11 protein-coding genes are annotated in these 12486 nt (G+C 70.8%); 10 read left to right on the forward strand and 1 reads right to left on the reverse strand.

The annotated features are described in order from the left end of the window. Positions 1-17: 17 nt before the first annotated feature. The 6 genes from ftsZ (at position 18) to SRB17_RS05255 (ending at position 5075) form a co-directional block, all read left to right on the forward strand. Positions 18-1226, forward strand: a complete 1209-nt coding sequence (ftsZ, locus tag SRB17_RS05230) for a cell division protein FtsZ (protein ID WP_323375010.1) — start codon at positions 18-20, stop codon at positions 1224-1226. After that, on the forward strand, positions 1223-1987 hold the full coding sequence (gene pgeF, locus SRB17_RS05235) for a peptidoglycan editing factor PgeF (RefSeq protein WP_323375011.1): 765 nt from the start codon (positions 1223-1225) through the stop codon (positions 1985-1987). The genes ftsZ and pgeF overlap by 4 nt, the downstream gene beginning before the upstream one ends. A gap of 6 nt (positions 1988-1993) precedes the next feature. Beyond that, positions 1994-2713, forward strand: coding sequence for a YggS family pyridoxal phosphate-dependent enzyme (locus SRB17_RS05240; protein ID WP_153534929.1), 720 nt, complete (start codon positions 1994-1996; stop codon positions 2711-2713). A 128-nt stretch (positions 2714-2841) separates the two neighbouring features. Then, a complete protein-coding gene (locus tag SRB17_RS05245) occupies positions 2842-3483 on the forward strand; it encodes a cell division protein SepF (RefSeq protein ID WP_153534931.1) in 642 nt (213 codons plus the stop codon). Positions 3484-3544: 61 nt separating this feature from the next. Further along, positions 3545-3832 (forward strand): YggT family protein, encoded by a 288-nt coding sequence (locus tag SRB17_RS05250; RefSeq protein WP_055707297.1) that lies wholly within the window; start codon positions 3545-3547, stop codon positions 3830-3832. A gap of 55 nt (positions 3833-3887) precedes the next feature. Next, on the forward strand, positions 3888-5075 hold the full coding sequence (locus SRB17_RS05255; protein ID WP_153534933.1) for a DivIVA domain-containing protein: 1188 nt from the start codon (positions 3888-3890) through the stop codon (positions 5073-5075). A gap of 176 nt (positions 5076-5251) precedes the next feature. Here the strand turns inward: SRB17_RS05255 and ileS are convergent, their stop codons facing one another. Next, positions 5252-8428: an isoleucine--tRNA ligase gene (gene ileS / locus SRB17_RS05260; RefSeq protein WP_153534935.1), complete on the reverse strand. Its 3177-nt coding sequence runs from the start codon at positions 8426-8428 to the stop codon at positions 5252-5254. A 605-nt stretch (positions 8429-9033) separates the two neighbouring features. Here ileS and SRB17_RS05270 point away from each other — a divergent pair. The 4 genes from SRB17_RS05270 to SRB17_RS05285 all read left to right on the forward strand — a co-directional run bounded on the left by SRB17_RS05270 (position 9034) and on the right by SRB17_RS05285 (position 12432). Beyond that, positions 9034-10260, forward strand: coding sequence for a TraR/DksA family transcriptional regulator (locus tag SRB17_RS05270; RefSeq protein ID WP_153534937.1), 1227 nt, complete (start codon positions 9034-9036; stop codon positions 10258-10260). Positions 10261-10319: 59 nt separating this feature from the next. Next, on the forward strand, positions 10320-10928 hold the full coding sequence (gene lspA / locus SRB17_RS05275; RefSeq protein ID WP_323375012.1) for a signal peptidase II: 609 nt from the start codon (positions 10320-10322) through the stop codon (positions 10926-10928). Positions 10929-11023: 95 nt separating this feature from the next. Further along, positions 11024-11968 carry an RluA family pseudouridine synthase gene (locus SRB17_RS05280; RefSeq protein ID WP_323375013.1) on the forward strand — a complete coding sequence of 315 codons (945 nt, stop codon included), beginning with the start codon at positions 11024-11026 and terminating at the stop codon, positions 11966-11968. Next, on the forward strand, positions 11965-12432 hold the full coding sequence (locus SRB17_RS05285) for a GNAT family N-acetyltransferase (protein WP_323375014.1): 468 nt from the start codon (positions 11965-11967) through the stop codon (positions 12430-12432). Before SRB17_RS05280 ends, SRB17_RS05285 begins: the two co-directional genes overlap by 4 nt. Positions 12433-12486 lie beyond the last annotated feature (54 nt).

A 12486-nucleotide genomic window follows, 5' to 3' on the forward strand; every position in this document is an offset into this window, starting at 1 on the left:
GGCGAGAGGCCTTCGACGTGGCAGCACCGCAGAACTACCTCGCAGTCATCAAGGTCATCGGTGTCGGCGGCGGTGGTGTCAATGCCATCAACCGGATGATCGAGGTCGGTCTCAAGGGTGTCGAGTTCATCGCCATCAACACCGACGCACAGGCGCTGTTGATGAGCGACGCCGACGTCAAGCTGGACGTCGGCCGCGAACTCACCCGCGGACTCGGCGCCGGAGCCAACCCGGCCGTCGGCCGCAAGGCCGCCGAGGACCACCGCGAGGAGATCGAGGAGGTCCTCAAGGGGGCCGACATGGTCTTCGTGACGGCCGGTGAAGGCGGCGGCACCGGCACCGGCGGCGCGCCCGTCGTGGCCAACATCGCGCGCTCGCTCGGCGCCCTCACCATCGGCGTGGTCACGCGCCCGTTCACCTTCGAGGGACGGCGCCGGGCGAACCAGGCCGAGGACGGCATCGCCGAACTGCGCGAAGAGGTCGACACCCTCATCGTCATCCCCAACGACCGGCTGCTGTCCATCTCGGACCGCCAGGTCTCGGTCCTGGACGCCTTCAAGTCCGCCGACCAGGTCCTGCTCTCCGGTGTCCAGGGCATCACCGACCTCATCACCACGCCCGGCCTGATCAACCTCGACTTCGCCGACGTGAAGTCGGTCATGTCCGAGGCCGGTTCGGCCCTCATGGGTATCGGCTCTGCCCGCGGCGACGACCGCGCGGTGGCCGCGGCCGAGATGGCGATCTCCTCGCCGCTGCTGGAGGCGTCCATCGACGGCGCCCGCGGTGTGCTGCTCTCCATCTCCGGCGGCTCCGACCTCGGTCTGTTCGAGATCAACGAGGCGGCCCAGCTGGTCAGCGAGGCCGCCCACCCCGAGGCCAACATCATCTTCGGCGCGGTCATCGACGACGCCCTCGGCGACGAGGTCCGGGTCACCGTGATCGCGGCCGGCTTCGATGGGGGCCAGCCGCCGGCCCGCCGGGACAACGTCCTCGGCTCGGCCTCGACTTCGGCGGGCTCCCGCCGCGACGAGCCCGCTCCGGCCCGGTCGAGCGAGCCCAGCCGTCCGTCCTTCGGCTCGCTGGGCAGCGTCAAGCCCAAGGAGGAGCCGGAGCCGGCGCCCGAACCGGTGGCCGACATCCCGGCTCCGCAGGTCCCCCCGGCGCCGCGGCCCTCCTACGCGGACAGCGCGGCCGAGGAACTGGACGTCCCGGACTTCCTCAAGTGATAGGACGGCGCGAGAGCGTGAGCGGCGCGCACTTCGCCTTCACCGACCGGTGGGGCGGGGTGAGCGCCGCTCCGTATGAGGAGCTCAACCTCGGCGGCGCGGTCGGCGACGACCCCGGGGCCGTGCGGACCAACCGGGACATCGCGGCCAAGTCGCTCGGTATCGACCCGGTCCGGGTCGTCTGGATGAACCAGGTGCACGGCGCCGACGTGGCCGTGGTGGACGAGCCCTGGGGAGTGGGGGTCCCCCCGCTCGAGCGAAGCCGGGAGTGGGGGAGTCCGGTGCCGGAGGTCGACGCGATCGTCACCGCCCGCCGCGGACTCGCCCTCGCCGTCCTCACCGCCGACTGCGTGCCGGTGCTGCTGGCCGATCCCGTCGCCGGTGTCGCCGCGGCGGCGCACGCGGGCCGGCCCGGCATGGTGAAGGGGATCGTCCCCGCCGCCGTGCGGGCCATGGTCGAACTCGGCGCCGAACCGGGCCGGATCGTCGCCCGCACCGGACCGGCCGTGTGCGGGCGGTGCTACGAGGTGCCGCAGGCGATGCGCGCCGAGGTGGCGGCCGTCGAGCCGGCGGCGCACGCCGAAACCAGCTGGGGCACGCCGGCGGTCGACGTGAGCGCCGGGGTGCACGCGCAGCTCGACCGGCTCGGGGTGCGCGACCGGGCGCAGTCGCCGGAGTGCACGCTGGAGTCGGGTGACCACTTCTCGTACCGCCGTGACCGCACCACCGGGCGGCTCGCGGGCTATGTATGGCTGGACTGATGGGGCATGACGGACCGTAGGACCCAACTCGCCGCGAATCTGGCGAAAGTGGAGGAGCGCATCACCGCCGCGTGTGTGGCGGCCGGGCGCAAGCGGGAGGAGGTGACCCTGATCGTGGTCACCAAGACCTACCCGGCGAGCGATGTGCGGATCCTGTCGGAACTCGGTGTGCGGCATGTCGCCGAGAACCGCGACCAGGACGCGGCGCCGAAGGCCGCGGCTTGCGCGGACCTGCCCCTCAAATGGCACTTTGTCGGTCAGTTGCAGACCAACAAAGTCCGTTCCGTGGTCGGTTACGCGGATGTCGTGCAGTCCGTGGATCGTTCCAAGCTCGTCACAGCTCTCTCGAAGGAGGCCGTACGGGCCGGGCGCGAGGTGGGCTGTCTCATCCAGGTGGCGCTGGACGCGGGCGAGGGCGGCAGAGGCGAGCGCGGAGGCGTGGCCCCGGGCGGAATCGAAGAGTTGGCCGACCTCGTCGGCGAGGCAACGGGACTGCGGCTCGACGGGCTGATGACCGTCGCCCCGCTCACCGGGGAGTACGCGGGACGCGAACGGGCCGCGTTTGAACGCCTCATGGATTTGTCGACCGACCTGCGCCGAGCCCATCCGGCTGCAACCATGGTGTCGGCAGGGATGAGTGCGGACCTCGAACAGGCCGTGGCCGCCGGTGCGACACATGTGCGCGTCGGCACTGCGGTACTCGGAGTCCGCCCCAGGCTCGGGTAACGTCGCCAAGAAGTCGGACCACAGCAGAAAATATGGTCAGTACCTGCGAAGGCGGGCACAACGACCACGTGGATCGCGGGCACTTGGCAGTCGTCAGCCGATCCACCACAGAGCGGAGGACTCAGAGCATGGCCGGCGCGATGCGCAAGATGGCGGTCTACCTCGGCCTCGTGGAGGACGATGGGTACGACGGCCGCGGATTCGACCCCGACGACGACTTCGAGCCCGAGTTGGACCCGGAACCCGAGCGGGATCACCGACGGCACGAACCTTCACACCAATCGCACGGTGCACATCAGTCCCAAAGGGACGAAGAGGTGCGAATCGTGCAACCGCCCGCGCCGCGCGAGCCGGTGGTCCGATCGACTTCGCTCGCCGCGGAATCCGGGCGTCCGGCGCGGATCGCGCCCGTGGCGTCCATCACACAAGAACGTCAGCCCCTCGAGAAGAACGCACCGGTGATCATGCCCAAGGTTGTGTCCGAGCGAGAGCCTTACCGGATCACCACGCTTCACCCCCGGACCTACAACGAGGCCCGTACCATCGGGGAACACTTCCGTGAGGGCACCCCGGTGATCATGAATCTGACTGAGATGGATGACACAGACGCGAAGCGACTTGTCGACTTTGCGGCCGGTTTGGTGTTTGGTCTTCACGGCAGCATCGAGCGGGTGACGCAGAAGGTGTTCCTGTTGTCGCCTGCTAACGTCGATGTCACGGCGGAGGACAAGGCCCGCATCGCAGAGGGCGGGTTCTTCAACCAGAGCTGAGACGCAACAACCGGATCGAGGCTCGGAAGAGCACGGAACAGGGGAGAGGGAAGCGCAGGCCATGAGCGTGTTCGTCACGGTGGTGCACACCGCGCTGCTGGTGTTCCTCGCCGTGCTCATCTTCCGGCTGGTCATGGATTACGTGTTCCAGTTCGCCCGCTCGTGGCAACCCGGCAAGGCGATGGTGGTCGTACTGGAGGCCACCTACACTGTCACCGATCCACCGCTGAAGCTTCTGCGGCGGTTCATCCCGCCGCTGCGTCTCGGGGGCGTGGCGCTCGACCTGTCCTTCTTCGTACTGATGATCATCGTCTACATCCTCCTCTCCATCACGGGGAGCTTCATGTGATGAGGGTGGACGATACGGTCTTGCCGACTGCCGATGACTACGTTGAGGTGAAGAGATGCCGTTGACCCCCGAGGACGTGCGGAACAAGCAGTTCACGACCGTCCGCCTCCGAGAAGGCTATGACGAGGACGAGGTCGATGCCTTCCTCGATGAGGTCGAAGCCGAACTGACCCGTCTGCTCCGCGAGAACGAGGACCTGCGCGCCAAGCTGGCCGCCGCGACCCGTGCGGCCGCGCAGAACCAGCAGAACATGCGCAAGGGCCCGCCGGAGCAGGACCAGCAGCCGCACCCGCAGCAGCAGGGCATGCAGCAGCAGGGCATGCCCCAGCAGGGCATGCCCCAGCAGGGCATGCCTCAGCAGGGCATGCGAGGTCCCGGCGGGCCGGTGCCCGCCGGGATATCGGGCCCGCCGCAGCAGCAGATGGGCGGCCCCATGGGTGGCCCGCCCCAGCTGCCGAGCGGCGCCCCGCAGCTGCCCGCCGGTCCCGGCGGTCAGGGCGGCCCGCAGGGTCCCGGCCCGATGGGCCAGGGTCCGATGGGTCAGGGCCCGATGGGTCAGGGTCCGATGGGCGGCCAGCCGCCCATGCAGCAGCAGATGGGTGGCCCCATGGGCGGTCCCATGGGTATGCCCGGTCAGGGCCCCGGTGGCGACAGCGCCGCCCGTGTCCTCTCGCTGGCCCAGCAGACCGCCGACCAGGCGATCGCCGAGGCCCGGTCCGAGGCCAACAAGATCGTCGGCGAGGCCCGCAGCCGCGCCGAGGGTCTGGAGCGCGACGCCCGTGCCAAGGCCGACGCCCTGGAGCGGGACGCGCAGGAGAAGCACCGCGTTGCGATGGGCTCCCTGGAGTCCGCCCGCGCCACGCTGGAGCGCAAGGTCGAGGACCTGCGCGGCTTCGAGCGCGAGTACCGCACGCGCCTGAAGTCGTACCTCGAGTCCCAGCTGCGCCAGCTGGAGACCCAGGCCGACGACTCCCTGGCCCCGCCGCGTACCCCGGCGACCGCGTCGCTGCCGCCGTCCCCGGCGCCCTCCATGGCCCCGGCCGGCGCGAGCGCCCCGTCCTACGGCGGTAACCAGACGATGGGCGGCAACCCCGGTCCGTCCGCCCCGTCCTACGGCGGCCAGCAGCAGATGACCCCGGCCATGACCCAGCCCATGGCCCCGGTCCGCCCGCAGGGCCCGTCCCCGATGGGTCAGGCACCCTCGCCGATGCGCGGGTTCCTGATCGACGAGGACGACAACTGAGCACCGGGCACTAGTACGACAACGGCGTCGGCAGCGCTCAATAGGGCGGGCCCCTTGGACTTCGGTCCCGGGGGCCCGCCCTTTTTACTCGGGTTGAGAGGTGAGCGCCGGGCGCGCTCAGACGAAGGGCCCGGTCTCCGTCCTGGAGACCGGGCCCTTCTCGAACCGCTCGGCGCTTACGCCTTGCGCAGCCGGAACGTCAGCGACAGCCCCTCATCGGTGAACGGCTCACCGAAGCTGTCGTCCGCCTCGCCCTGCCGGAAGTCCGTCGACAGAACCTCTTCGGCGATCAACTCACTGTGCTCAGCCAGCGCAGCGACCACCGCCGGGTCCGTCGACACCCAGCGCAGAGCGATCCGGTCGGCCACATCCAGACCGCTGTTCTTGCGGGCGTCCTGGATCAGCCGGATCGCGTCACGGGCCAGACCCGCCTGCCGCAGCTCCTCGGTGATCTCCAGGTCCAGCGCCACCGTGGCACCCGAGTCGGAGGCCACCGACCAGCCCTCACGCGGGGTCTCGGTGATGATCACCTCGTCGGGAGCGAGGCTGACCGTCTCACCGTCGACCTCCACCGAGGCCGTGCCCTCACGCAGCGCGAGGGAGAGCGCGGCCGCGTCGGCGGCGGCGATCGCCTTGGCGACGTCCTGCACCCGCTTGCCGAACCGCTTGCCCAGGGCGCGGAAGTTGGCCTTGGCGGTGGTGTCCACCAGGCTGCCGCCGACCTCGCTCAGCGACGCCAGCGACGAGACGTTCAGCTCCTCGGTGATCTGGGTGTGCAGCTCGCGGTCCAGGGTCTCGAAACCGCTCGCGGCGATCAGCGCGCGGGACAGCGGCTGACGCGTCTTGACGCCCGACTCCGCGCGCGTGGCCCGGCCCAGCTCCACCAGCCGGCGCACCAGGACCATCTGCCTCGACAGCTCCGGGTCGATCGCGGCGAGGTCCGCCTCCGGCCAGGAGGCCAGGTGCACCGACTCCGGCGCGCCCGGGGTCACGGGCACGACCAGGTCCTGCCACACCCGCTCGGTGATGAACGGGGTGATCGGCGCCATCAGCTTGGTGACCGTCTCCAGCACCTCGTGCAGCGTGCGCAGCGCGGCCTTGTCGCCCTGCCAGAAGCGGCGGCGCGAACGGCGGACGTACCAGTTGGACAGGTCGTCGACGAACGCGGACAGCAGCTTGCCGGCGCGCTGGGTGTCGTACGTCTCCAGCGCCTCGGTGACCTCGCCGGTGAGCGCGTGCAGTTCGGACAGCAGCCAGCGGTCGATCAGCGGGCGCTCGGCCGGGGCCGGGTCGGCGGCGCCGGGCGCCCAGTTCGACGTACGGGCGTACAGCGCCTGGAAGGCGACGGTGTTCCAGTACGTCAGCAGGGTCTTGCGGACGACCTCCTGGATGGTGCCGTGGCCGACCCGGCGGGCCGCCCACGGGGAGCCGCCGGCCGCCATGAACCAGCGCACCGCGTCCGCGCCGTGCTGGTCCATGAGCGGGATCGGCTGCAGGATGTTGCCCAGGTGCTTGGACATCTTGCGGCCGTCCTCGGCAAGGATGTGGCCCAGGCAGACGACGTTCTCGTACGACGACTTGTCGAAGACCAGGGTGCCGACGGCCATCAGCGTGTAGAACCAGCCGCGGGTCTGGTCGATCGCCTCGGAGATGAACTGCGCCGGGTAGCGGCTCTCGAACAGCTCCTTGTTCTTGTACGGGTAGCCCCACTGCGCGAACGGCATCGAACCCGAGTCGTACCAGGCGTCGATGACCTCCGGCACGCGCGTGGCCGTCCTGCCGCAGCCGTCGTGGCGGCAGGCGAAGGTGACATCGTCGATGTACGGCCGGTGCGGGTCGAGGCCCGACTGGTCGGTGCCGGTCAGCTCGGTCAGCTCCGCGCGGGAGCCGACGCAGGTGAGGTGGTCGTCCTCGCAGCGCCAGATCGGCAGCGGGGTACCCCAGTAGCGGTTGCGGGACAGCGCCCAGTCGATGTTGTTGTTCAGCCAGTCGCCGAAGCGGCCGTGCTTGACCGTCTCCGGGAACCAGTTGGTGTTCTCGTTCTCCTGGATCAGGCGGTCCTTGATCGCCGTCGTGCGGATGTACCAGGAGGGCTGCGCGTAGTAGAGCAGCGCGGTGTGGCAGCGCCAGCAGTGTGGGTAGCTGTGCTCGTACGCGACGTGCTTGAAGAGGAGGCCGCGCTGCTGGAGGTCCTCGGTGAGCTTTTCGTCGGCCTTCTTGAAGAAGACGCCGCCGACCAGCGGGACGTCCTCCTCGAAGGTGCCGTCCGGGCGGACCGGGTTCACGACGGGCAGGCCGTAGGAGCGGCAGACCTTGAGGTCGTCCTCACCGAAGGCGGGGGACTGGTGGACCAGACCCGTACCGTCCTCGGTCGTCACGTAGTCGGCGTTCACCACGTAGTGGGCCGGCCCGGGACTGTGCCCGTTGGTTCCCTCGCTGACGCTCGGGAACTCCACGAGCTCGAACGGACGTTGATACGTCCAGCGCTCCATCTCGGCACCGGTGAAGGTCTGGCCCGTGGCCTCCCAGCCCTCGCCGAGCGCCTTGGCGAGCAGCGGCTTGGCGACGACGAGCTTCTCCTCGCCGTCGGTCGCGACGACGTAGGTGACCTCCGGGTGCGCGGCGACCGCCGTGTTGGACACCAGGGTCCAGGGGGTCGTCGTCCACACCAGGAGCGCGGCCTCGCCGGCGAGCGGACCGGAGGTGAGCGGGAAACGGACGTACACGGAGGGGTCGACGACCGTCTCGTAGCCCTGCGCCAGCTCGTGGTCGGACAGGCCGGTGCCGCAGCGCGGGCACCAGGGGGCGACACGGTGGTCCTGGACCAGCAGGCCCTTGGTGAAGATCTCCTTCAGCGACCACCAGACCGACTCCACGTACTCGGGGTCCATGGTCCGGTAGGCGTCGTCCAGGTCCACCCAGTAGCCCATGCGGGTCGTCAGCTCGGCGAAGGCGTCGGTGTGCCGGGTCACGGACTCGCGGCACTTCGCGTTGAACTCGGCGATGCCGTACGCCTCGATGTCCTGCTTGCCGGAGAAGCCCAGCTCCTTCTCGACGGCCAGCTCCACGGGCAGGCCGTGGCAGTCCCAGCCGGCCTTGCGCGCCACGTGGTAGCCGCGCATGGTGCGGAAGCGCGGGAAGACGTCCTTGAAGACGCGCGCCTCGATGTGGTGGGCGCCGGGCATGCCGTTGGCGGTGGGCGGGCCCTCGTAGAACACCCATTCCGGGCGGCCCTCGGACTGCTCCAGGCTCTTGGCGAAGATCTTCTGATCGCGCCAGAAGTCGAGCACGGCGTGCTCAAGAGCGGGCAGGTCGACCTGTGCGGGCACCTGGCGGTACGTCGGCGCTGTCATCTGCGAGCATCCTCCAACGGACTTGCTGCCTTCCGTCGGAGGGACGAGAGCCTTCGATCCTGCCTACGCCGTGTGCGGCGCGCTCCCGCGGTACCACCCTCCTTGGCCCTCCGACGCGCCGTACGCGCCGGTGAGCCCCCTCATTGGGGTCGCGAAGCCGGTTCTACTGGCCCTCGCCCTGCGGCTACGGCTTTCTTCCGGCGGCTCCGGGGTGATCTTCACGTCGCGCTCGCCCCCGGGCTCACACCGTCCCCGGGTCGCTCTGGGCTGCGTACGCCGCTACTCGTCCCCATCCACGCTTTTCGCTCCGCCCAGTGTACGGCGCCGCGCCGACAGCGGCGGACCGGTTTTCCGCAGGGTGCGGCCGCCGGCCGTGTGACGGGCCGGGATGACCCGAATGGCCAGGGGCGGGCGTTCGGGTCAGGGCGGGCCGGGCCCGGCGGATTACCCGGCGGGGAGCTGGGCACAACGGATGCAGGCCCGCTGCGCGGGGGAGTGCGGGCGGGCGAATCGGGCGGTGTGCCCCGTTGCCGCGGGACTCAAGTCGATTTATCGTCCCAGCACGATTCGCGTGCAACATCACAATATGTGAAGGGGTCGCGGCCATGGTGGCGAAAAGGACCGCCGTACAGCAGCCGGCGACCGGTAGGCGCGGGGGCGCGGCCGCCTCCGGCGCCGAGGCCGCCACCGGTGGCGAGGCCAAGGAATTGGACGGCAGGAAGAGGCCGACCGGGGGGAGGCGCACGCAGTCGGCCGCGAGGACGGCGATCGGTGAGCCGGCCGTGAAGGAGCCGGCCACCGGGAAGACGGCTGCCGGCAGGACGGTCGCGGCGAAGGAGCCGGCGGACCCGGCCGCGAGGAGGACCACGGCGAAGAAGACGGCCGCCGCAGAGGAGAGGGCTCCCAGGAAGTCCGTGGACAGGGCGACGACGGCTGGGAAGAAGGCGGCCGGGAAGAAGGCGGCCGCGTCTGCCGTGAGGTCGGCCGGGTCTGCCGCGAAGGCGGCCGGCAAGGAGACCGGCGCCGAGGAGGCGCCGGTCAGGAAGGCCGCTGCCAAGAAGGCCGCTGCCAAGAGGGCGTCGGCCGCCAAGAAGGCGTCGGCCGGGAAGGCGGCAGCCGAGAAGACGGTCGCCGGTGACGTGGCCGAGGCGGTCCCGAAGAAGGCGGTGGCCAAGAAGACCGGCGGTAAGAAGCCGGCGGCGAAGGGAGCGGCGCAGGAGAAGGCCGTCAAGAAGGCGGCGGCCAGCAAGACCGGCGGCGGGAAGGCGGCCGCGCTGGACGCCACGGAGGCGGCCGACACGAGCAGGGCCAAGAAAGCGGGCGCGGCGCGGGCCGCGAAGCAGACGGGAGCCACGACAGTGGTTGCGAAGAAGACTCCTGGCACGGCCACGGCGGAGACCGCCGTCCCCAAAGCGCGGGTCGCCGCGGCGGAGCCCGGCGAGCTGGCGGTCCGCCCCGGCGAGGACCCCTGGACGCCGGAAGAGGTCACCGAGGCCCGCGCCGAGCTGCTGTCCGAGGTGGAGCGGCTGCGCGCCGAGATCAGCTCCTCCGAGGCGTCCCTCGCGGGCCTGATGCGGGACTCAGGGGACGGCGCCGGAGACGACCAGGCCGACACCGGCACCAAGAACATCACGCGCGAGCACGAGCTGGCGCTCGCCGCCAACGCGCGCGAGATGCTGGTCCAGAACGAGCACGCCCTGGAGCGGCTGGACGCGGGCACCTACGGCCTGTGCGAGAACTGCGGCAACCCCATCGGCAAGGCCCGGATGCAGGCCTTCCCCAGGGCAACGCTGTGCGTCGAGTGCAAGCAGAAGCAGGAACGCCGCTCCTGAGTGTGCGGGGCCGTGCCGTAGTCTCGTCCTCAGTCAGGCACCTAGGTTGAGGGACTCACGTGGCAGAGGCGGAGCGCATCATCGGTACGCCGGACACCCCGGACGACGGCGGCGAGCAGACGGCTGCAGCAGGAGCGCCCGCCGGCTCCGGCGCGTCCACCCCGGCCGAGACCCGGAGGGGTCGCGGGCGCCGGATCGCCCTGCTGTTCGCGGTGGCCGCGTTCGCGTACGCCCTCGACCTGATCAGCAAGCTGCTCGTGGTCGCCAAGCTGGAGGGCCATGAGCCGATCAGGCTGGTCGGGGACTGGCTGGAGCTGAACGCCACCCGCAACCCGGGTGCGGCCTTCGGCTTCGGCGCGGCCTTCACGGTCATCTTCACCCTGATCGCCGCGGCCGTGATCGTGGTGATCATGCGCCTGGCCCGCAAGCTCTACAGCTACCCCTGGGCCATCGCGCTCGGCCTGCTGCTCGGCGGCGCCCTCGGCAACCTCACCGACCGGATCTTCCGCTCGCCCGGCGTCTTCGAGGGCAAGGTCGTGGACTTCATCGCGCCCAAGGGCTTCGCCGTGTTCAACCTGGCCGACTCGGCCATCGTGTGCGGCGGCATCCTGATCGTCCTGCTGTCCTTCCGGGGCCTGGACCCGGACGGCACGGTCCACAAGGACTGACGGCACGGTCCACAAGGACTGAGGCCGGGACCGTCCACAGACGGTTTTCCACAGGCTCGTGCGGGCCGGTTCCCCCCGTCCGGCATACTCGACGGGTGAGCACGATTCCCGAGATCCGAACCCTGCCCGTGCCCGACGGCCTGGAGGGCGAGCGCGTCGACGCCGCCATCTCCCGCATGTTCGGCTTCTCCCGCACCAAGGCGGCGGAGCTGGCCGCGGCCGGCAAGGTCCAGGTCGACGGCGCCGTGGTCGGCAAGTCCGAGCGGGTGAGCGGCGGTGCCTGGCTCGAGGTCGAGATGCCGCAGGCGCCCGCGCCGGTGCAGGTGGTCGCCGAGCCTGTCGAGGGCATGGAGATCGTGCACGACGACGAGGACGTGGTCGTGATCGTCAAGCCGGTCGGCGTGGCCGCGCATCCGTCGCCGGGCTGGAGCGGCCCCACCGTCATCGGCGGTCTCGCCGCCGCCGGGTACCGGATCTCCACCTCCGGCGCCGCCGAGCGCCAGGGCATCGTGCACCGCCTGGACGTCGGCACCTCGGGCCTGATGGTGGTCGCCAAGTCGGAGCGGGCGTACACCTCGCTCAAGCGCCAGTTCAAGGAGCGCACGGTCGACAAGCGCTACCACACCCTGGTCCAGGGCCACCCGGACCCGACGAGCGGCACGATCGACGCGCCGATCGGCCGCCACCCGAACCACGACTACAAGTGGGCGGTCACGGCCGACGGCAAGCCCTCCGTGACGCACTACGACCTCATCGAGGCGTTCCGCGCCGCCTCCCTGCTGGACGTGAAGCTGGAGACCGGCCGCACCCACCAGATCCGCGTCCACATGTCCGCCCACCGGCACCCCTGCGTCGGTGACCTCACCTACGGCGCCGACCCCACCCTCGCCAAGCGGCTGCGCCTGACCCGCCAGTGGCTGCACGCCGTGCGCCTCGGCTTCGAGCACCCCGGGGACGGCGGGTGGGTGGAGTTCGAGAGCGCCTATCCCGAGGACCTGCAGACGGCCCTCGACCAGGTCCGTGAGGAGACGTACGCGTGAGCGCGCCGTTCGCCGTCCGGGTCGCCGAGGAGCCGGCCGACCGCGACGCCTGCTTCGCGGTCCGCAAGGAGGTCTTCGTCGCGGAGCAGGGCGTCGACGAGGCCATCGAGTACGACGCCTACGACGCGGTCGCCGTGCATGTGCTGGCGGTCCGCGAGGACGGTGTGCCGCTCGGCACCGGCCGGCTGCTGCACGGCGAGGCCGCGGCGGCGAAGACCGGTGCGGACACCTCGGTGGGCTCCCTGGGGCGGCTCGCCGTCGCCCGCGAGGCCCGTGGGCTCGGCATCGGCGTGGCCCTGGTGCGGGCCATCGAGGACGCGGCACGCGCGCGTGGCCTCACCGCGGTGGACCTGCACGCCCAGACCCACGCGCTGGGCTTCTACGAGCGGCTCGGCTACGCGGCGTACGGCCCGGAGTTCCCGGACGCCGGCATTCCCCACCGGGCGATGCGCCGCGCCCTGTAGGCCTTCGCGCCGGGCCCCGCAGGCCCTGCGCCGCGGCCCCGTGGCGGCGGGCGC

The organism is Streptomyces sp. RB17 (genome assembly GCF_009604455.1).
GTDB lineage: Bacteria > Actinomycetota > Actinomycetes > Streptomycetales > Streptomycetaceae > Streptomyces.